This window comes from Rhizobium etli 8C-3 (assembly GCF_001908375.1).
Lineage (GTDB): Bacteria > Pseudomonadota > Alphaproteobacteria > Rhizobiales > Rhizobiaceae > Rhizobium > Rhizobium etli_B.
Map to the genome: position 1 here is coordinate 675,645 of NZ_CP017244.1, position 19,184 is coordinate 694,828.

The 19,184-nt window shown below is 59.5% G+C and carries 21 protein-coding genes; 16 read left to right on the plus strand and 5 right to left on the minus strand.

What is annotated here, in order from left to right; translation table 11 throughout:
- Positions 1-19: 19 nt before the first annotated feature.
- On the plus strand, positions 20-790 hold the full coding sequence (locus tag AM571_RS28190) for a glutamine amidotransferase (RefSeq protein ID WP_074064297.1): 771 nt from the start codon (positions 20-22) through the stop codon (positions 788-790).
- 3 nt (positions 791-793) lie between these two features.
- Here AM571_RS28190 and AM571_RS28195 read toward each other — a convergent pair whose 3' ends face one another.
- A complete protein-coding gene (locus AM571_RS28195) occupies positions 794-1,690 on the minus strand; it encodes a ribokinase (protein WP_074064298.1) in 897 nt (298 codons plus the stop codon).
- Between the two features lie 24 nt (positions 1,691-1,714).
- On the opposite strand from AM571_RS28195, the gene AM571_RS28200 reads away from it, so the two are divergent.
- The 3 genes from AM571_RS28200 (at position 1,715) to AM571_RS28210 (ending at position 3,902) form a co-directional block, all read left to right on the plus strand.
- Positions 1,715-2,557, plus strand: coding sequence for a BtpA/SgcQ family protein (locus AM571_RS28200; protein ID WP_074064299.1), 843 nt, complete (start codon positions 1,715-1,717; stop codon positions 2,555-2,557).
- A gap of 5 nt (positions 2,558-2,562) precedes the next feature.
- Positions 2,563-3,207, plus strand: a complete 645-nt coding sequence (locus tag AM571_RS28205) for a TenA family protein (protein ID WP_074065623.1) — start codon at positions 2,563-2,565, stop codon at positions 3,205-3,207.
- 230 nt (positions 3,208-3,437) lie between these two features.
- Complete coding sequence (locus tag AM571_RS28210) at positions 3,438-3,902, plus strand: YbhB/YbcL family Raf kinase inhibitor-like protein (RefSeq protein ID WP_074064300.1); 465 nt, start codon at positions 3,438-3,440, stop codon at positions 3,900-3,902.
- 96 nt (positions 3,903-3,998) lie between these two features.
- Here the strand turns inward: AM571_RS28210 and AM571_RS28215 are convergent, their stop codons facing one another.
- Positions 3,999-4,439, minus strand: coding sequence for a DUF2267 domain-containing protein (locus AM571_RS28215; protein WP_074064301.1), 441 nt, complete (start codon positions 4,437-4,439; stop codon positions 3,999-4,001).
- A gap of 245 nt (positions 4,440-4,684) precedes the next feature.
- Between AM571_RS28215 and AM571_RS28220 the strand changes: the two genes are divergently transcribed.
- From AM571_RS28220 to AM571_RS28260, 9 genes are all read left to right on the plus strand, one after another.
- Positions 4,685-5,128, plus strand: coding sequence for a CBS domain-containing protein (locus AM571_RS28220; protein WP_074064302.1), 444 nt, complete (start codon positions 4,685-4,687; stop codon positions 5,126-5,128).
- A gap of 197 nt (positions 5,129-5,325) precedes the next feature.
- The gene (locus AM571_RS28225; protein ID WP_074064303.1) at positions 5,326-6,069 is read left to right on the plus strand and encodes a FadR/GntR family transcriptional regulator; all 744 of its coding nucleotides are present in this window, start codon (positions 5,326-5,328) and stop codon (positions 6,067-6,069) included.
- A gap of 30 nt (positions 6,070-6,099) precedes the next feature.
- Positions 6,100-7,083 (plus strand): D-erythronate dehydrogenase, encoded by a 984-nt coding sequence (gene denD, locus AM571_RS28230; RefSeq protein ID WP_074064304.1) that lies wholly within the window; start codon positions 6,100-6,102, stop codon positions 7,081-7,083.
- A 1-nt stretch (position 7,084) separates the two neighbouring features.
- The gene (locus tag AM571_RS28235) at positions 7,085-7,861 is read left to right on the plus strand and encodes an SDR family oxidoreductase (RefSeq protein ID WP_074064305.1); all 777 of its coding nucleotides are present in this window, start codon (positions 7,085-7,087) and stop codon (positions 7,859-7,861) included.
- Positions 7,862-7,952: 91 nt separating this feature from the next.
- Positions 7,953-9,020: an ABC transporter ATP-binding protein gene (locus AM571_RS28240; protein ID WP_074064306.1), complete on the plus strand. Its 1,068-nt coding sequence runs from the start codon at positions 7,953-7,955 to the stop codon at positions 9,018-9,020.
- A 129-nt stretch (positions 9,021-9,149) separates the two neighbouring features.
- Positions 9,150-10,463, plus strand: a complete 1,314-nt coding sequence (locus tag AM571_RS28245) for an ABC transporter substrate-binding protein (protein ID WP_074064307.1) — start codon at positions 9,150-9,152, stop codon at positions 10,461-10,463.
- A gap of 65 nt (positions 10,464-10,528) precedes the next feature.
- Entirely contained in the window at positions 10,529-11,464 is a 936-nt protein-coding gene (locus AM571_RS28250) for a carbohydrate ABC transporter permease (RefSeq protein WP_074064308.1), read from the plus strand.
- A 16-nt stretch (positions 11,465-11,480) separates the two neighbouring features.
- Entirely contained in the window at positions 11,481-12,374 is an 894-nt protein-coding gene (locus tag AM571_RS28255) for a carbohydrate ABC transporter permease (RefSeq protein WP_074064309.1), read from the plus strand.
- 39 nt (positions 12,375-12,413) lie between these two features.
- On the plus strand, positions 12,414-13,160 hold the full coding sequence (locus tag AM571_RS28260; RefSeq protein WP_074064310.1) for an SDR family NAD(P)-dependent oxidoreductase: 747 nt from the start codon (positions 12,414-12,416) through the stop codon (positions 13,158-13,160).
- Positions 13,161-13,181: 21 nt separating this feature from the next.
- Here AM571_RS28260 and AM571_RS28265 read toward each other — a convergent pair whose 3' ends face one another.
- The 3 genes from AM571_RS28265 to ltnD all read right to left on the minus strand — a co-directional run bounded on the left by AM571_RS28265 (position 13,182) and on the right by ltnD (position 16,001).
- On the minus strand, positions 13,182-14,207 hold the full coding sequence (locus AM571_RS28265) for a LacI family DNA-binding transcriptional regulator (protein WP_074064311.1): 1,026 nt from the start codon (positions 14,205-14,207) through the stop codon (positions 13,182-13,184).
- A 97-nt stretch (positions 14,208-14,304) separates the two neighbouring features.
- Complete coding sequence (gene otnI / locus AM571_RS28270) at positions 14,305-15,081, minus strand: 2-oxo-tetronate isomerase (RefSeq protein ID WP_074064312.1); 777 nt, start codon at positions 15,079-15,081, stop codon at positions 14,305-14,307.
- A complete protein-coding gene (gene ltnD / locus AM571_RS28275; RefSeq protein ID WP_074065624.1) occupies positions 15,081-16,001 on the minus strand; it encodes an L-threonate dehydrogenase in 921 nt (306 codons plus the stop codon). The genes otnI and ltnD overlap by 1 nt, the downstream gene beginning before the upstream one ends.
- 187 nt (positions 16,002-16,188) lie before the next feature.
- Here ltnD and otnK point away from each other — a divergent pair, with 187 nt between their 5' ends.
- From otnK to AM571_RS28290, 3 genes are read left to right on the plus strand one after another with little or no spacing between them, the layout of a single operon-like run.
- The gene (gene otnK, locus AM571_RS28280; RefSeq protein ID WP_074064313.1) at positions 16,189-17,472 is read left to right on the plus strand and encodes a 3-oxo-tetronate kinase; all 1,284 of its coding nucleotides are present in this window, start codon (positions 16,189-16,191) and stop codon (positions 17,470-17,472) included.
- On the plus strand, positions 17,465-18,106 hold the full coding sequence (gene otnC, locus AM571_RS28285; RefSeq protein ID WP_074064314.1) for a 3-oxo-tetronate 4-phosphate decarboxylase: 642 nt from the start codon (positions 17,465-17,467) through the stop codon (positions 18,104-18,106). Before otnK ends, otnC begins: the two co-directional genes overlap by 8 nt.
- Positions 18,107-18,151: 45 nt before the next feature.
- Positions 18,152-19,045: an NAD(P)-dependent oxidoreductase gene (locus AM571_RS28290; RefSeq protein ID WP_257788711.1), complete on the plus strand. Its 894-nt coding sequence runs from the start codon at positions 18,152-18,154 to the stop codon at positions 19,043-19,045.
- Positions 19,046-19,184: the final 139 nt, after the last annotated feature.

Genomic DNA, 19,184 nt, shown 5'->3' on the forward strand with positions numbered 1-19,184 from the left:
AAAGAAACGGTAAGGAACAATGACAAAGAAAGTACTCCTCGTCGGTGAAAGCTGGATCAGTTCGGCCACCCACTACAAGGGCTTCGACCAGTTCGGCAGCGTAACTTTCCATCTAGGCGCCGAACCGCTGGTCAAGGTGCTTCAGGGCAGCGAATTCGATCTGACCTACATGCCCGCGCACGAGGCGGTGGAAAAATTTCCCTTCGGCATGGCCGGGCTTGACGCCTATGACGCGGTCATCCTGTCAGACATCGGCGCGAACTCGCTGCTCCTGCCGCCAGCGGTCTGGCTGCACTCGCAGACGGTGCCGAACCGGCTGAAACTCATCAAGGCCTGGGTCGAGAAGGGGGGCGGGCTGTTGATGGTCGGCGGCTACTTCTCCTTTCAGGGGATCGACGGCAAGGCGCGCTGGCGCCGTACGCCAGTCGAAGATGTCTTGCCCGTCACCTGCCTTGCCAATGACGACCGCGTTGAAATGCCGGAAGGATCGACCGCCATTGTCCTGAGGCCGGAACATCCGGTCATGGCCGGGCTTGACGGCGAATGGCCGCTGCTTCTCGGCGTCAATGAAGTGGAAGCGCGCGACCGTGCCGATATCGAAGTGCTTGCCCGCCTGCCGGAAGATCAGGGGAGCCATCCGTTGCTGGTTCTGGGGTCGCACGGCAAGGGCCGAACGGCCGCCTGGACCTCTGATATCGGTCCCCATTGGCTGTCGCCGGCTTTTTGCGAGTGGGAAGGGTATGGACGCTTGTGGACCAATCTCCTTGGCTGGTTGACCGAGGCGCGCTGAAGCTCAGGCGGCGAGAATGGCACGAAGTTCGCCATTGGTGGGAAACGCAGATCGGGTGCCCCGCCGGCTGACAGTTAAGGCAGCAGCTGCGGTCGCGTGGCCTATGGCGCGGGCGTCAAGCGGCACGCCCCGCAGCGCACAAGAGGCAAGTGCCGTGCCCATGAAGGTGTCGCCGGCGCCCGTGGTATCGATAGCGATGGCGGGGGCTGCCGGGATCTCAAGGGTGCCTGCCCGGCTTGCGAGCATTGCGCCTTCGGCCCCGAGTGTCAGGACAGCATATTTGACCCCCGCAGAGATCAGGGCCGAGGCGGCAGCTTGGCCGCCGGTTCCAGTTAAGCTCTCGGCTTCACCTTTATTCACAAAGGCAATGTCGATGAGCGGCCAGAGATCGGCGAAAAAGCGACGAAGGGGTGAGGGGTTGAATGCGGTGACCAGCTGTCGGCGCCTGGCTTCTTCAAGAATGCCGCGGGTAACGTCGTCGGAAAGGTTGCCCTGCAGGACAACGAGATCGCCAGCGGCAGTTTCGGCAAGCGGCCGAATGGCATCCGAAATGGTCAGCGAACCGGCAGAATCGGAGGTCGTGACGATGGCATTCTCGCCATCGGGGGTGGTGAAGATGATGGAGAAATCGCTCGCCTTTCCGGCGAGCCGGACCAGTCGCGCATCGACCGGCTCTTCGGCCAACTGGCTGCGAATGATCTCAGCGCGAAAATCATCGCCGACGGCTGCAACAAGGATGGAGGCAAGACCGGCACGGCCCATCACCACGGCCTGGTTTGCGCCTTTGCCGCCAAGATCACGGGTTTGCTGGCGGCCGAGGATCGAAGCGCCTGCCTCAGGCATGGCCGATACGGAAATAGTTTCGTCCACTGTGACGTTGCCGATGACATAAGCACGCATGACTGGCTTTCGAAAGGGAAACAGATGCAGGAAATATCCGACAAGACCTCAAGCGCCATACGGGAAATATTCGGGACTGACAAGGCGCTGATCGGCATGATCCATTGCCCCGCCTTTCCCGGCGCCCCGCGTTACCACGGCAAAGAGATGAACGCCATCTATGAAGCCTGCCTTCGCGACGCCGAGGCACTGATAGAGGGTGGTATGCACGGCCTGATTATCGAAAATCATGGCGACATCCCGTTCTCGAAACCGGAGGATATCGGCCCGGAGACCGCGGCTTTCATGTCGGTTGTCACCGATCGCATCGCACGCGCAGTTGGCGTCCCGATCGGGATCAACGTCCTTGCGAATGCGCCGATCCCATCATTCGCCATCGCCATGGCCGGCGGCGCGAAGTTCATCCGGGTCAACCAGTGGGCCAACGCCTATGTAGCGAATGAGGGCTTCATGGAGGGCCGTGCGGCGCAGGCGATGCGCTACCGGTCGATGTTGAGAGCCGAGCACATCAAGGTTTTCGCCGACAGCCACGTCAAGCATGGCGCACACGCCATCACCGCCGACCGCACGATCGAGGAACTGACCCGCGACCTTGCTTTCTTCGACGCCGATGCCGTGATCGCCACGGGACAGCGCACCGGTGACACGGCGAGCATCGATGAAATTGAAGCAATCGGCGCAGCGACCCACCTGCCCTTGCTGGTCGGTTCCGGCGTCAGCAAGGACAATATCGTCGAAATCCTGAAGCGCACCAACGGCGTCATCGTCGCCTCCTCGCTGAAGCACGGCGGACTGTGGTGGAACCCGGTCGACGTCGAGCGCGTGAAGGCCTTCGTTGCAGCCGCCGGACCGGCTTTGAAGGGATGAATGATATGCGGCAGAGCTTGTCGGACCAGATCATCCGGGAAAACCGGTCCGTCTTCGAGGCGATGGTCGGTCATCGATTTGTCGAGGACATCAAGGCCGGTCGCCTGTCGAAGGAAGTGTTCGACAGGTACCTCGTTTATGAGGGTGCCTTTGTCGAAACAGCCATCTCCATCTTCGCCCTGGCTACGGCCAGGGCAGAGACCATTGCGCAGAAGCGATGGCTGATCGATGTGCTTCACGTGCTCGCCAATCAGCAGCTTGCCTATTTCGAGAAGACCTTCGCCGCACGCGGGATCGATCCCGCGGCCTTCGATGTGGATCGGCCGGAGGTGGCGAACTTCTGCAACGGCATGCTGGAGATTGCAAGATCTGGAAGCTTCCACGACACGATCGCCGCCATGTTTGCTGCTGAATGGATGTATTGGACCTGGTCAAGTGAGGCGGCCGAATTCCGGATCGACGATCCATTGCTCAAGGAATGGGTGGACCTCCACGCGCATGAGGGTTTTGCCGCCCAGGCGCGCTGGCTTAAGGCGGAACTCGACCTTGCGGCCGATCGCCTCGATCGCGCCGAGCGCTCGCGGCTCAGCAGCGTCTTCGGCCGGGTCCAGCAGCTGGAGATCGATTTTCACGACGCTGCCTATCGATGATGCCCACGACAAGGCGGCTGCCAGTTTCTTCGCACGGCACAGGCTCGATGGCATTGCCGCAATCGGGGTATGTCGAGGCGCTGACTGCCAATGGCTACGGACGATCCTCAAGGTGAAGCTGCCAGAAGCCATCGGACCGGGAACAATACCGCTGCCTGCAGGTTGATCTTGCTTCAACACAAGACCGCAGAGGTTGACGCTTGAGGCAGCAAGATGAATGGAGAAGCGCCATGGCACTGACCCTGATGAGCCCGGCATTTACACAGGACAATCCCATTCCCAAGAAATATGCGCGCTCCGGCGAAAATCTGCTTCCGCCTCTCAAATGGGGCGGGGCTCCGCAAGGGACGAGAAGCTTTGCCTTGATCGTCGAAGACCCGGACGCGCCACATGGCACCTTCCGCCATTGCGGCATTGCCAATATCCCTTCCGATTGGGACGCTCTGGCCGAAAGCGCTGATACCGCACCGCAAAACGCGCCACGCTTTTATGCCAATGATTTCGGAAACGTCCGCTATGATGGTCCGCAGCCGCCACGGGGCGACCAGGCGCATCACTACGTTTTTCGCCTTGCCGCGCTCGACGTCCCGAGTCTTTCGGTTCCCGGCGAGGCCGGTATCGCTACTATGTGGAAGGAAGCAAGGAAACATATGCTCGCCGAGGCAACCATTACCGGCACATATCAGACCTCGTAGGCTGAGCTGATTTGATTTCCGACTTGGCAAGTGCGATCGCAAAGCACCATGCGACGAAGGTCCCGGTGAGATGGACCGTGGTTGCGTGTTCCGTTGCTATCTTACGCCGACGCTGTCGGGCCACAAAGCTTGGATTTCCTTGGGCAGTGCGTCGCGCACTTTCGCCGATTGGCCGAGATCGATATGACGGGCAAGAACGTGGAAAACCGATTTCGCCGCATCGGCGGGATCGACCGGACGAATGGATTTCAGACCTTCGGCGACACGCGCGAGGAACTCATCGCGCGAACGTGTCTTGTCCGGCATTTGGGACGGTCGATATTGATCGTAGTAAATGCCGCGAACGATGAGCGGCAGTTCCGCGCCGAGATGGGCCGCAAGGTCCGGCGAAAGCCTGTCGCGCAGGGCCTTAAGGACGGCGCCCAGAATATGCCATGCGACGTGGCGGTCGGGACCATGGTCGGCCATGATTTCGTTCAGCCAGATATTGGTGGTTTGCAGCGTCTTGTCGAAGACATCGAGACCGGTTGTGCTCATCTTCACACCCTCCTTCCTATGCAAGGCCCCTCGAACCCCGGACATTGCTTCTCAAAGAGCACAACTGCAATTGGCTGCAATTGTTTCGCCCATGGTGAAGAAAACCGGTTGAGCGTCCAGTGCGGACAATGCCTGACGCAGCGGGCAATTGGCGACGGTGACGTTAATCGACGCTGTGTGGAACATTGCCGAGCCAGAGACGTTCGACTTTTGTAGAAATCCATACAAGGCGGAGGATAAAAATCATGAAAGTGAGCGAAGTGATGACGCGCGACGTCCGGCTCGTCAGGCCGGATGACACGATACAGGAAGCGGCAAGGATGATGGCCGAACTCGACGCCGGGGTGGTGCCGGTTCAGGATAATGACCGGCTGGTCGGCATGCTGACGGATCGCGACATCGCGGTGCGCGCCATTGCCAGAGGCCAGGGGCCTGAGGCGAAGGTCGGCGATATCATGACGTCCGAAGTCAGATACTGCTTCGATGATCAGGACACTGACGAAGTCTGCAAGAATCTTGCCGATCAACAGATCAGGCGCATCCCGGTGGTTAATCGCGACAAGCGGCTGGTTGGAATATTGTCGCTTGGTGATCTGGCAACAGTCGCCGAAAAGGGAGCGGCCGGCGCAGCGCTTGCGGGCATATCGCGGCACGGAGGCCAACATTCGCAGTCGAGCGGCCTTCACTGACGGGCCACGCGATGAGTGAAGATGCGGGAAAATGGCGCCGTGGCGCCCTCTTTTCCCGCCAATGCGCACTGCAGGCCGTAATGCTGCGCATGCAACCTCTATGGTGCGATGCAGCGACGATTGCCTCTTGACGCCCGAGCTACTGTGACCTTTACTCAACTGATCTGGTGGACCAACCAGTGGATCAGTGAGTGGTGATGGACGAGAGCCCGATCTTGACGCAGGTACCGAATGTCGGGCGAAGCCTGGCGCGCCAGACGGCGCGCGACGTCATCGCTGAAAAACTGATGGTCCTGATTGCCACGAACATGCTGCGGCCAGGCGACGAGCTGCCGGGTGAGCGCGAGCTTGCCAATGTTCTTCATGTCAGCAGGGAAACGGTGCGCGGCGCAATCCAGATGCTTGCTGCCCAAGGCATCATCGAAGTCTCGCACGGCAGCCGCAGCCGCGTCGGAAAGGTCGATCTCAGCCACATCACCGTCACCATCGCATCCCCGAACGCCATCGACAGCTACGATTTGGAATCGGTTCATGCGGCGCGCCTGCATATCGAACTGAAGGTCGTCGGCGATGCCGCCGAAAGGATCGACGCCGAAACGCTGACTAAACTGCAGGGCCTCATCGAAGCGCAGCGTCTGGGTGGCGACGATGCAATGCGCTTTCTCATCTGTGACCGTGAATTCCACGTCGCAATCTATCGCGCTTGCGGAAACCCGCTGCTCGCCGATTTTGTCACCGATCTATACACCTACATGATGGACCACCGACGCAAGGCAATGTCGAAGCCTGGCGCCATTAAGGCCAGCTATGCCGATCACGTTGCGATTGCCGAGGCTCTTGAACGGCATGACCGAGAGGCCGTGATCGCCGCATTTCGCCATCATCTGACGCGGATTTACGAAACAACCAGGGCTCTTTTGAGCGCCGGCAGTCCGGCGTGAGCCGGTATAGCATGAGGAGATTTGCCTGATATGCATGTGATGGTTATCGGCGCAGCCGGCATGGTCGGACGCAAACTGGTGGAGACGCTCGACTCCAACGCCGAAGCGCTCGGCCGCGGCATCGACAGGCTGACGCTCGTCGATGTCGTTGCTCCGCCTCTGCCTGCCGCACTTGCCTCCGTTTCCAATGCGCTGGCGCTTGATCTTTCGGATGCCGGCGCCGCAGCCAGGCTTGCCTCCTTGCGGCCGGACCTGATCTTCCATCTCGCGGCCATCGTGTCAGGTGAGGCCGAGGCGGACTTCGACAAAGGCTACCGCATCAATCTTGACGGGACGCACTCGCTCTTTGAGGCGATCCGGTACGAAGGCCAAAAAGAGCCTTACATCCCGCGCCTGATCTTTGCGTCATCAATCGCCGTCTTCGGGCAGCCATTCCCGGAGAAGATCGAAGATGATTTCTTCACGACGCCGCTGACGAGCTACGGGACGCAGAAGGCAATCTGCGAACTCCTGTTGGCCGATTATACACGGCGTGGCTTTTTCGACGGCATCGGCATTCGCCTTCCGACGATCTGCATTCGCCCTGGCAAGCCCAACAAGGCAGCCTCGGGATTTTTTTCCAACATCCTGCGCGAGCCGTTGGTCGGCCAGGAGGCCGTGCTCCCCGTCGAAGAGACCGTCCGTCACTGGTTTGCAAGCCCCCGTTCGGCAGTTGGCTTCTTCGTCCATGCAGCGCGCATCGACACCAGCGAGATCGGGCCGCGCCGCAATCTGACCATGCCCGGCCTTTCTGCGCTCGTCGGCGAAGAGATCGAGGCGCTGCGCCGCGTTGCCGGCGACAAGGCCGTCAGACTCATCCGCCGCGAGGCCGACCCCACAATTCGTTCGATTGTTTCCGGCTGGGCAACCAATTTCAATGCGCAGCGCGCCGTCGCGCTCGGTTTCAAGGCGGAAACCAGTTTCGACGAAATCATCAAGATCCACATAGACGACGAACTCGGGGGTAAAATCTAACATGCCGCTATCCGCAACCCTGGAGAAAGGCAAGATCGCGCTCGTCACCGGCGGAGGCACCGGCATCGGCCGCAGCATCGCCCGGGCCTTGAGCGCTGAAGGCTATATCGTCGTCATCACCGGCCGCCGAAGCGATGTTCTGGAAAAAGCCGCCACAGAGCTTGCTGCCGAAACCGGCGGCACGGTGCGCGCGATGTCCTGCGATATCGGCCTTGCCGAGCAGGTGGCGGACCTTTTTGGTCAGATCAAAGCCGAGTTCGCTAGGCTCGACCTTCTCGTCAACAATGCCGGCACCAATATTGCGGCAATTCCGCTGGAGGACGTGAGCTTCGATCAGTGGAGCGGGGTAGTCGCGGCCAACCTCACCGGCGCCTTTCTATGCACGCAGCAGGCTTTCAAGTTGATGAAATCGCAGGAGCCGCGTGGCGGCCGCATCATCAACAACGGATCGATTTCCGCCACGACGCCGAGGCCGAATTCCGCACCTTATACGACGACGAAGCATGCGATTACCGGCCTGACGAAGTCGGCCGCACTCGACGGGCGGCCGTACGATATCGCCTGCGGCCAGATCGATATCGGCAATGCCGCAACGGATATGACATCGAAGATGAGCTCGGGAGTGCTGCAGGCGAATGGAGAGATTGCGAGCGAGCCGACGATCCCGTCCGAGCATATCGCCCGCGCCGTCGTCTATATGGCGAGCCTGCCGTTGGAGGCAAACGTGCTGACCATGACTGTGATGGCGACAAAAATGCCCCTGGTGGGCAGGGGATAGGCATAACCCAAGTTGAATTGGCCTGCGCCCTTATCCTGAGGAGGGATGGCAGGCAGGCCAAAGGCGAAGACAAGGTCTGGGAGGGACTTTTATGGCAGCTGTCGAGTTTGTCGATGTCAGAAAATCGTTCGGAGCGTTCCCCGTCATCAAGGGTGTGAACATCGAGATTGCCGACGGGGAGTTCGTGATCCTGGTCGGGCCGTCTGGGTGCGGAAAATCAACGCTTTTGAGAATGCTCGCTGGCCTCGAAAATATATCCGCCGGGCAAATTCGCATTGGCAGCCGCGTGGTCAACGGGCTGGCGCCTGGAGAACGCGATATCGCCATGGTCTTTCAGAACTATGCGCTTTATCCGCACATGACGGTCGCCCAGAACATGGCGTTTTCGCTGATGCTCAAACGTGCGCCGAAGGTGGACATGGATCAGCGCGTCAACAAGGCCGCCGGCATCCTCGGCCTCACCAAACTACTCGACCGCTATCCACGGCAGCTTTCGGGCGGTCAGCGGCAGCGCGTTGCCATGGGCCGGGCGATCGTTCGCGATCCGCAGGTCTTCCTTTTCGACGAACCGCTCTCCAACCTCGACGCCAAGCTCCGCGTCGCCATGCGCGCCGAGATCAAGGAGCTTCACCAGCGTCTTAGCACCACGACCGTCTATGTCACCCACGACCAGATCGAGGCGATGACGATGGCCGACAAGATCGTCGTCATGCATGACGGCGCGGTGGAACAAATTGGCGCGCCGCTCGATCTTTACGACAATCCGGCGAACCTCTTTGTCGCTGGCTTCATCGGCTCGCCGGCGATGAACATGTTCAAGGGCCGGCTCAATCCGGATAACGCCAACCAGTTCATCGCGTCGGACGGAACGGCCCTGCCGGTTGCAAATCCGCCTGCCGGAGCGAAGGGACGCGATCTGATCTACGGGTTGCGCCCGGAATACATCGCTCTCGATGCCAATGGTCTGCCGGCTGAGATCGTCGTCATCGAGCCGACCGGCTACGAAACGCAGTTGACCATGAGGTTCGCAGGCGCTGATGTCAGTTGCGTCTTCCGCGAACGCGTCAACGCGCGTCCAGGCGAGACGCTGCGCATTTCAATCGACGCGCCGCATGTGCATCTCTTCGATGCCGAAAGCGGACAAAGATTGAGTACCTGATAACGCTGCAGCGGAGGCAGGGAAGAAGAGGAGCCTTCCCTTGCTCATCCGCCGTTGCAATGACCGTCGTTCGCCAAGCGGGAAGGTGAACGCCGGAGTATTCGCTCCCGCTTTTCAAGGAGGAGTATTATGACAATCAAAAGACGTGATTTTCTTGCCGCGTCGGCGGCCGCGGCCGGTATCGCGGGCCTTTCGCCGTTCGGGGTCCGACCGTCTTTCGCCCAGGCCGAGCCGAATTACAAGCCGGAAGAAGGCGCAAGCCTCAGGCTTCTTCGCTGGACGCCCTTCGTCAAGGGAGACGAGGATGCCTGGCTTGCCAACACCAAGAAGTTCACCGAAGCGACCGGCGTTGCGGTTCGCGTCGACAAGGAAAGCTGGGAAGATATCCGTCCGAAGGCTGCCGTCGCCGCCAATGTCGGCTCGGGTCCGGACATGGTGATGTGCTGGTTCGACGACGCCCACCAGTATCCCGACAAACTCGTCGACCTGACCGAACTTGCGACCTATCTCGGCAACAAGTACGGCGGCTGGTATGACGGTGTCCGCGGCTATGCAACCCGCGACGACAAGTTCATCGCCATGCCACTGACGGCGATCGGCAATGCCGTCGTCTACCGCGACAGCCATGTAAAGGCGGCCGGCTTCAGCGAGTTCCCGAAGGATACGGCAGGCTTTCTTGAACTTTGCAAGGCAATGAAAGCCAAGGGCACGCCCGCCGGATTCCCGCATGGCAAGGCAGTCGGCGACGGCAACAATTATGCCCATTGGCTGCTTTGGAGCCATGGCGGCAAGATGGTGGACGAAAGCGGCAAGGTGACCATCAACAGCCCCGAAACGCTGGCTGCCATCAACTATGCGAAGGAGCTCTATGCGACCTTCATCCCGGGCACGGAAAGCTGGCAGGACATCAACAACAACCGCGCATTCCTCGCTGGGCAGGTTTCGCTGATCGCAAACGGTGTGTCAGTCTACTATGCGGCGAAAAAGGATCCAAAGCTTGCCGAACTCACCGCAGACATGAGAACAACGAACTTCCCGATTGGTCCGGTCGGCAAGAGCGTCGAGCTGCACCAGACGAGCTCGCTGCTTCTTTTCAATCATACCGAGTATCCGGAAGCCGCAAAAGCCTACATCAAGTTCATGATGGAAGCCGACCAGATGAATGCGTGGATTACAGGTTCCAGCGCCTATTGCTGCCAGCCGCTGAAGGCCTTTTCCGACAATCCCGTCTGGACGGCCGATCCGATCCATGCGCCCTATGCGCGTGCATCGGAGACACTGAGGCCGAACGGTTATGCGGGCCCTCTCGGCTATGCTTCGGCAGGCACCATGGCCGACTACGTACTCGTCGACATGTTCGCCGTTGCTGTAACCGGGCAGATGACGCCGGAAGACGCGATGAAGGAAGCAGAGCGCCGGGCAAACCGCTACTACCGGGTTTAAGCCCGCTTAAGGCCTGCAGCATGCCGGCGACGGCATGCTGCGATTGTCCATCAGGAGGTAGAACCATGTCGACCGTGACATCCGAGGATACGACGCGCGGCCGGGTCGCATCGCTCATGCAGAACAACAACATGCTCGGCTTCTTGTTCATGCTACCGGCGGCCATCTTTCTCGTGTGTTTCCTCACCTACCCGCTCGGGCTGGGCGTCTGGCTGGGCTTCACCGATACCCGGATCGGTCGCGACGGGATCTTCATCGGCCTTGAGAACTATCAGTTCCTCGCCGGGGATTCCGTTTTCTGGCTCTCGGTCTTCAATACCCTGCTTTATACGTTCGTTGCCTCCGTGTTGAAATTCGTGCTGGGCCTCTGGCTGGCACTGCTTCTCAATCAGCACCTGCCGTTCAAGTCGTTCTTCCGCGCTATCGTCCTGCTTCCATGGGTCGTTCCGACGGTGCTGTCGGGGCTGGCTTTCTGGTGGATCTACGATTCCCAGTTCTCGATCCTTTCCTGGTCGCTGATGCAGATGGGACTGATTGATGCACCGATCAATTTTCTCGGTGATCCCACGAATGCGCGAATTTCGGTGATTATCGCCAATGTCTGGCGCGGCATACCCTTCGTCGCCATCTCGCTGCTCGCCGGCCTGCAGACCATTCCCGCCTCGCTCCAGGAAGCCGCTTCGCTCGACGGTGCAACCAGCTGGCAGCGGTTCCGCTATGTGACACTGCCGATGCTGACGCCGATCATCGCCGTCGTGATGACCTTTTCGGTGCTTTTTACCTTCACCGATTTCCAGCTGATCTACGTGTTGACCAAAGGCGGTCCGGTCAATGCAACGCACCTGATGGCGACGCTGTCGTTCCAGCGCGGCATTCCGGGCGGTCAATTGGGCGAGGGGGCTGCCATTGCGGTTGCGATGATCCCCTTCCTGCTTGCCGCCATCATGTTCAGCTTCTTCGGTCTGCAGCGCCGCAAATGGCAGCAGGGCGGCCAGGATTAACGGTCGGGAGACAATCATGAACGCCAACACTACCGATCAGGTTCTGACCGACAACGTCCAGGGGATGAGTTATCTCAATCGTCTGCCACGGCGCATCGTCATGCTCTATCTGCCGATGGCAGTCTTCGTCTTCGTGCTGCTCTTTCCGTTCTATTGGATGGCGATTACCGCCGTCAAACCGAACGCGCAGTTGACCGATTACAACAACTACAGCCCCTTTTGGGTGGTCGAGCCGACGCTAGACCACATCAAGTATCTGTTCCTTGAAACCTCCTATCCGGGCTGGCTCTGGAACACCATGCTGGTTGCGGTCGGATCTACGGTGCTGTCGCTTGCAGCATCCGTTTTCGGCGCCTACGCAATCGAGCGCGTGCGCTTTACTGGATCGCGCCCGGTCGGGCTCCTCATTTTTCTCGCCTATCTCGTGCCGCCATCGATCCTCTTCATCCCGCTGGCCTTCATCGTCTTCAAGCTCGGCATCTATGATTCCAGGCTGGCGCTGATCTTCACCTATCCGACCTTCCTCATTCCGTTCTGCACCTGGCTGCTGATGGGCTATTTCCGGTCGATCCCTTTCGAGCTCGAGGAAAGTGCGTTGGTCGACGGCGCCAATCGCTGGCAGATTCTCGTGAAGATCATCCTGCCGCTTGCCGTGCCCGGGTTAATATCGGCCGGCATTTTCGCCTTCACGCTCTCGTGGAACGAGTTCATCTATGCGCTCACATTCATTCAGTCGTCCGAAAACAAGACGATTCCCGTCGGTGTTTTGACGGAGCTGGTGCGCGGTGACGTCTTCGAATGGGGATCACTGATGGCCGGGGCCTTGTTCGGCTCGCTGCCCGTCGTGATCCTCTATTCGTTCTTCGTCGACTACTATGTCTCGTCGATGACCGGGGCGGTGAAGGAATGACGAAAACTGAGTGTCAGCGTTCGCGAGAGAGAGGGGCGGATGAACAGGATTGATCTGGAAGGCCAGCATGCGATCGTCACAGGAGGTGCACAGGGTATTGGTTTTGCAATCGCCAGCCGTCTCATAGCCTCCGGTGCGGAGGTCACGCTCTGGGACATGGATGGGCCGTTGCTCAAAAAGGCGGAGGCTGCGCTTGGCGCAGGAGCTCGCAGCGCCGTTGCCGATATCTCACGCTTCGACCAGGTCGAGGCTGCCTATGCCGCCACTGCCGCCGATGGCCCACCGGTTTCGATCCTCGTCAATTCCGCCGGCATCGCCGGAGATGCAGCGCCGGTTGACACCTACGACATCGCCATGTGGGCGAAGATCATCGATATCAATCTCACCGGCACATTCTACGTCAACCGCGCAGTTGTCCCGGACATGAAGGCGCGAAACTATGGCCGCATCGTCAATATTGCCTCGATCGCGGGCAAGGAAGGCAATCCGAACGCTGCGGCCTATTCCGCCTCGAAGGCAGGCGTCATCGGTCTTACCAAGTCGCTGGGCAAGGAGCTTGCAGCCTACGACATCGCCGTCAATTGCATTACGCCGGCAACCGCTCAGACGCGGATTCTGGAACAGTTGACGCCGGAATTCATCGAATATATGCGCTCGCGCATTCCGCGCGGCCGCTTTTTGAAAGTCGAGGAGGCAGCTTCCATGGTCGCCTGGCTGGTATCAAAGGAAAACAGCTTTACCACAGCCTCGATATTCGACCTGTCAGGCGGGCGTGCCACCTATTGAAGGACATGGCGCTTCACCAACTTAGGCCGTGGCACCTGGAAAAATCTCGAAGCCTGTATCGACAATGGATCTCGTTTGCGGCCGCTGCGGCGTTTCGAATGCCTTTTCCACTGATGTGCGGCCAATCAGGAAGCGGTTGGAGCGTACAGTCGCAAGAGGCTGCGGCAGTTCGCGGCCGATATCTAGGCCATTGAAACCAAAGATGGCAAGATCGTCGGGCATGCGAACGCCGGAACCGAGGCAGTGGAAGACACCGCCGAGAGCCATGTCGTCGTTGGAATAGATGATCGCGTCGAGCTTTGCCGGCCCGGCCAAAAGGCGTGCCGTCATCTCCCGTCCGACACCGACGGAACTCGGCGCATCGGCGATCGCCTGGGCGGCAATTTGCAATCCCGCGTCGCCCAAGGCGCCACAGATCCCGTCGTAGCGCAGACGGGCCCGCCTGTCGGCATTCCAGTCATGACCGACATATCCGAACCGGTGGTATCCGCGCTCGACAAGGTATTGACCCGTGGCATAGCCGGCACGCCGATGCGACATGCCGACGGCGATATCGATCGGTGCCGAATCGATGTCCATCATCTCGACAATGCGGATTCCGCTTTCAAAAAGCATGCGATGGGTTGCCGGGGTATGATCGAAGCCGGCAATCAGGATGGCTGCGGGCTTCCATGACAGCAGTCCGCGAACGATCGTTTCCTCCAGATCGATGTCGTAGCCGGTAATGCTGATGACGGGCTGATAGTCGCTGCCGCGCAAAGCGGAATGGACACCTTGCAAAACTTCGGGAAACACGATGTTGGACAGTGAGGGAACGATGACGCCAACCAGATGGGAATCGAGCGAGGCAAGCGAACCGGCAATCCGGTTGGGGACATAACCCGTCGCCCGGACGGCCTCCATCACTCGCCGGCGCGTCTCTTCTGCAACCGGCCCCTTGTTGCGCATGATCCGCGAGACGGTCGACTCGCCCACGCCGGCGCGAAGGGCGACATCCCTGACCGTCACCTTGCTTTTCCTTGCCGGCAGACGCTGTTTTTGCTGCATCAAGTCCTCCTGATTCAGCCCCGGGCGAGCGTCATCTCCACGTTCACGAGCCGCTGCATAAAAGGCCAGCTCAACGTTCGATTGCCGCTGCTTGTGCTCAGCGGCTTGCAAAAGCCTCTAGCCAGCCAAGACCTGCCACCGTCTTGCCTGCAGGGCGATACTCGCAGCCCACGAAGCCCTTATAGCCAAGTCCATCCAGCTCTCGGAGCACACGAAAATCGTCAAGCTCGCCCGTTGCGGGTTCGTTGCGCAGCGGCACCGAAGCAATCTGTACGTGGCCGACGAGCGGTATAAGCTGTCGGAGCCCCGTGAGCACATCGCCGTGAATGATCTGACGATGATAGATGTCGAATTGCAGCTTCAGGTTTGGCCTCTTCAATGCACTGATGATGTCGGCTGCGAAGTCGAAGTCGTTGAGAAAATAGCCCGGCATGTCCCGCGGGTTAATCGGCTCGATGACGATGTCGATGTCGCTTTCGCCTGCCCGGTCGCAGGCGAATGCCAGAGAGTCGCGGTAAACCGCAATCGCGGCCGGGTCCCGGCGCGAAGCCAGACCGCTCATGACATGCAGCGTGCGGGCCCCTGCGCATCGGGCGTATTCCAAGGCGGTATCCACCGAGGTTCGAAATTCGCTTCTCCGGCCGTCGAGCGCAGCAAGGCCCCGTTCGCCGGCCTGCCAGTTTCCCGGCGGCAAGTTGAAGAGTGCAAGCGTCAATCCGTTTTCCCGCAGGCGCTCGCCGATGACCTCCGGCGGGTGGTCATAGGGAAACAGGAACTCGACGGCGGAAAAGCCGACCATTGCCGCTGCCGCGAACCGTTCCAAAAACGCCACTTCGTTGAACATCATGGTAAGGTTTGCGGCGAATTGCGGCATCACGCAGCCTCCGGCCCGCCGGGAAGCTCAATGCCCGTCACTTTTGCGATCAGCCTTGCGACGGAGGCATCATCGTCTCGGCCCATGCCGGCTGCAGCCGTCATGATGAACATCTGAAGTGCCGTGGAAGTGATCGGCAGTGGAAATTTCAGCCCGCGCCCAAGGTCCGACACGATGCCAAGGTCCTTCGTGAAAATATCGACGGCGCTCTGGGGGGAATAATCACCTTGCAGGATGTGGGGGACGCGGTTTTCGAACATCCAGGAATTGCCGGCCGACGCTATGATGACCTCATAGACCTTGTCGATATCAAGACCAAGCGCCTTGGCAAAGGTTATCGCTTCACAGGCGGCCGCGATATGAACGCCGGCAAGGAGCTGGTTGACGATCTTGAAGGATGATCCGATGCCGGGCCGGTCTGCGAGTTCGTAGACCTTCACGGCAATCGCATCAAGCACGGGGCGGGCATGGTTGAAAGCTTCGGGTCGTCCCGATGCCATTATCGTGAGTTGCCCGGCAGCGGCACGTTTGGCGCCGCCGCTGATGGGCCCGTCGATATAGTTCAGAGCGAGCGCGCCGGCGCGTTGCGCCAGATCTTCGGCCGTCTGCGGCGGCATCGTTGCAAAGGAAAGGATCGTACCGCCCTTCGACATGCTGTGGGCCGCACCGCCCTTACCAAATAGAACCTGTTCTGTCTGGGCGCCATCAACGACCACGGTCACGACGACATCGGCCCCGGCAGCTGCTTCGGCTGGACTTGCGGCCCCTTTGCCTCCTGCCGCCACGAACCGCGACGTCGTTTCGGCGCTGATGTCGTAGCCGTGGGTCTCAAAGCCCTTCTCCAGCAGTGATGTCGCGATGCCAAAACCCATCGATCCGAGACCGATGACGCAGAGCTTCAGGTTAACCGCTTCGCTCATGCTCGAAATCCATTGTTGCATTCACTTTGCGCGCAATTGGCTTGAATCGTGATCTGCGAAAAACTGATGACAGCGCTGCCACTCTATGGTTAGCTTATCGGCAGAACGGATTGCAAGTTCTATTTCTCATCGGGTACTTGCACTTCGTCAGCCCGCTCATTCAACGCAAACAGGCAGGAGAAACGATGTGCTAATCGGTGCTGTAGCCGACGACATCACCGGAGCCACCGATCTTTGCCTCATGCTGTCGCGTGAAGGCATGAAGACCCTGCAAGTCATCGGAATGCCGGAGGAAGGGACTGATTTTGGCGATGCCGATGCGGTGGTCGTCGCGCTCAAATCGAGAACGGTCCCTGCGGCCGAAGCCGTCAGGGATTCGACGGCGGCGGCCGGCAAGCTGCTTGCCGCCGGTGCAGAGCAGCTGCTGTTCAAATATTGCTCGACGTTCGATTCCACTGATGACGGCAATATCGGGCCGGTCGCCGACGCGCTTCAGGATCTGACCGGGGCCGAGCTGACAATTGCTTGTCCGTCCTTTCCTGCAGCCGGCCGCACCGTCTATAAGGGGCATCTTTTTGTCGGCGACCGGCTCCTGTCGGAAAGCTCTCTGAAGGACCATCCCTTAACGCCAATGCACGATCCCGATCTTGTCCGGGTCCTGCAACGGCAGACAAGACGGCCGGTCGGTCTTGTCGATTGGCCGGTGATCGCCAGGGGCGAAGACGCCATCCGGGGGGCATTTGCGCAGCAGCAGGCGGCAGGAAAGCGCATCCTCGTCGTCGATACATTGTCGGATGCCGATCTGCGCACGATCGGGGCGGCTTGCGACGGCATGAAGCTTGTGACGGGCGGTTCCGGCATTGCCATGGGCTTGCCCGAGAATTTCAGAAAACGCAAGAAATTGCCCGTCCGCAGGGCCATGACCCGCATGACGGCGCCGGCAGGGCGCCGGGTTGTCCTTGCCGGATCCTGCTCGCTTGCTACCCGCGGTCAGATCGAGGTTGCCCGCAATGACGCTGCGGCGGTTCTGAGGCTTGATATTTCGGCCGTTGCCGATGGAAGCCAGAGCGCGGCAGAAATCGCCGACTGGGTGATTTCGCAAGACAAGGACCGTCTGCCGCTCGTTTATTCCAGCGCCAGTCCCGAACAACTTCAGAGCATCCAGGCGGCCATGGGACGGCACGAATCCGGAGCGCTCGTCGAACAGACGCTGGCCGAGGTGGCCGAGCGGCTGAAGCAGAATGGCTTTACCCGTTTTCTGATTGCTGGCGGAGAGACTTCAGGCGCGGTGATCAATGCGCTCGGCGTCAAGACACTTTCGATCGGCCCTGAAATCGATCCCGGCGTGCCATGGACCCGCAGCCTAAGCGGTCCCGACATTGTGCTGGCTTTGAAATCCGGCAACTTCGGCGCTCCGGATTTCTTCCTGAAAGCATGGGCGCAGCTTGAAACGGAGGGGTCGGATGTCTGAGATTAACCGCGTGCGTGAAGAGATATGCCGTACGGGGCAGTCGCTATTCGAGCGTGGGCTGACCTCCGGCTCGACCGGCAATATCTCCGTTCGCCTTTCCGACGGCGGTTGGCTGATGACGCCGACCAATGCCTCGATGGGGACGCTTGATCCGGCCCGCCTTTCCCTCTTCGACGCCTCGGGCAAACTCCTGTCCGGCGATGCGCCGACCAAGGAAGCATTTCTGCATTTTTCGATGTATGGCGAGCGCGGTGATGCCGGCGCTGTCGTCCATCTCCATTCGAGCCATGCAACTGCCGTCAGCATTCTGCGCGATATCGATCCGTTCGACGTGCTGCCGCCCTTGACCGCCTATTACGTCATGCGCGTGGGGCGCTTGCCTCTTGTTCCCTATTTTGCCCCTGGGGATATGGCGCTCGCAGACACGGTGCGGTCGCTGGCCGGTCGTCATCACGCCATGCTGCTTGCCAATCATGGGCCGGTCGTCGCCGGCACGACGCTCGCAAACGCCCAGTTCGCCGCCGAAGAGCTTGAGGAAACTGCAAAGCTTTTTCTCATGCTGCAGCATCACGCCAAAAGGATGCTGAGTGCAGAACAGGTAGACGAATTGCGCAAACGCTTCAACCTACCTTAGGCCGATCGCCAGCAGAACTTCGAAACGATTGAACGGGAGAGAAACGTGGCTGAGATCAAGGAGAAAGTCGGATTTGTCGGCGTTGGACTGATGGGTCACGGTATTGCGAAGAACATCGTCGAAAAAGGCTTCCCGCTGACGGTGATCGCACACCGTAATCGAGATCCGGTCGACGACCTCATCGGCCGCGGCGCCCGCGAGGCGGGTTCGCTTTCGGAGCTTGCGAAAAATTCGACGATGATCTTTCTGTGCCTCACAAGCTCGAAGGAAGTGTCCCTGGTGATCGAGGAAATGCGGCCGGCCCTTGCCCCGGAAACGGTGATTGTCGACTGCTCGACCGGGGATCCCACGGTGACAATGCGTATTGCCGAAACGCTTGCGGCGCTAAAGGTCCATTTTGCCGACGCACCGCTTAGCCGGACGCCGAAGGAGGCGTGGGAGGGGACTTTGGACTGCATGGTCGGCGCCGATGATGCGACATTCGAACGGATTCAGCCGGTGGTATCGACATGGGCGGCAAAGATCGTTCATATCGGCGGGGTCGCCGACGGTCATCGTATGAAGCTTCTCAACAATTTCATTTCGTTGGGCATGGGCGCTCTCTTTGCCGAGGCTCTGGCACTTTCCCGAAAGGTCGGAATCTCGGTGGAACGCTTCGACAGCGTCATCCGGGGCGGGCGCATGGACAGCGGATTTTACCAGACCTTCATGGGTTATGCTCTGGACGGGAATCGAAATGCGCATCGCTTCACGCTTTCGAACGCGTATAAGGATTTGAAATATCTGGAATCCATGGCAAATGACGCGACCGTTGCCACGCCGCTTGCAAGTGCGGTGAAGAATTCATATGCGGCGGCAGTGGCAGACGGCGGCAACGGTCCTGAGGATTACGTGCCGCATCTTGCAGATTTTGTTGCCCGGAGAAACAATGTCGGTTGACCGCAGATCAAGGTAAGCGACGGTGTTGCGATCGGCTGAAATAAGTTTCAGCAGCGTCTAATCGATATTATCTTATCAGGTAAGTTGACGCTTCGCGCGAAATCAACTTCTATCCGCCACCGCTTTTTGGGGAGGTTGA

Excerpts from the sequence above, each read along its gene's own strand:
- AM571_RS28265 (WP_074064311.1), bottom strand. The coding sequence starts at position 14,207 with ATGCAGCAAAAACAGCGTCTGCCGGCAAGGAAAAGCAAGGTGACGGTC.
- AM571_RS28250 (WP_074064308.1), top strand. The coding sequence starts at position 10,529 with ATGTCGACCGTGACATCCGAGGATACGACGCGCGGCCGGGTCGCATCG.
- AM571_RS28240 (WP_074064306.1), top strand. The coding sequence starts at position 7,953 with ATGGCAGCTGTCGAGTTTGTCGATGTCAGAAAATCGTTCGGAGCGTTC.
- AM571_RS28245 (WP_074064307.1), top strand. The coding sequence starts at position 9,150 with ATGACAATCAAAAGACGTGATTTTCTTGCCGCGTCGGCGGCCGCGGCC.
- otnC (WP_074064314.1), top strand. The coding sequence starts at position 17,465 with ATGTCTGAGATTAACCGCGTGCGTGAAGAGATATGCCGTACGGGGCAG.
- AM571_RS28210 (WP_074064300.1), top strand. The coding sequence starts at position 3,438 with ATGGCACTGACCCTGATGAGCCCGGCATTTACACAGGACAATCCCATT.
- AM571_RS28215 (WP_074064301.1), bottom strand. The coding sequence starts at position 4,439 with ATGAGCACAACCGGTCTCGATGTCTTCGACAAGACGCTGCAAACCACC.
- AM571_RS28235 (WP_074064305.1), top strand. The coding sequence starts at position 7,085 with ATGCCGCTATCCGCAACCCTGGAGAAAGGCAAGATCGCGCTCGTCACC.
- AM571_RS28190 (WP_074064297.1), top strand. The coding sequence starts at position 20 with ATGACAAAGAAAGTACTCCTCGTCGGTGAAAGCTGGATCAGTTCGGCC.
- denD (WP_074064304.1), top strand. The coding sequence starts at position 6,100 with ATGCATGTGATGGTTATCGGCGCAGCCGGCATGGTCGGACGCAAACTG.
- AM571_RS28220 (WP_074064302.1), top strand. The coding sequence starts at position 4,685 with ATGAAAGTGAGCGAAGTGATGACGCGCGACGTCCGGCTCGTCAGGCCG.
- AM571_RS28260 (WP_074064310.1), top strand. The coding sequence starts at position 12,414 with ATGAACAGGATTGATCTGGAAGGCCAGCATGCGATCGTCACAGGAGGT.
- AM571_RS28255 (WP_074064309.1), top strand. The coding sequence starts at position 11,481 with ATGAACGCCAACACTACCGATCAGGTTCTGACCGACAACGTCCAGGGG.
- AM571_RS28205 (WP_074065623.1), top strand. The coding sequence starts at position 2,563 with ATGCGGCAGAGCTTGTCGGACCAGATCATCCGGGAAAACCGGTCCGTC.
- AM571_RS28200 (WP_074064299.1), top strand. The coding sequence starts at position 1,715 with ATGCAGGAAATATCCGACAAGACCTCAAGCGCCATACGGGAAATATTC.
- AM571_RS28225 (WP_074064303.1), top strand. The coding sequence starts at position 5,326 with ATGGACGAGAGCCCGATCTTGACGCAGGTACCGAATGTCGGGCGAAGC.
- AM571_RS28195 (WP_074064298.1), bottom strand. The coding sequence starts at position 1,690 with ATGCGTGCTTATGTCATCGGCAACGTCACAGTGGACGAAACTATTTCC.
- otnI (WP_074064312.1), bottom strand. The coding sequence starts at position 15,081 with ATGCCGCAATTCGCCGCAAACCTTACCATGATGTTCAACGAAGTGGCG.
- ltnD (WP_074065624.1), bottom strand. The coding sequence starts at position 16,001 with ATGAGCGAAGCGGTTAACCTGAAGCTCTGCGTCATCGGTCTCGGATCG.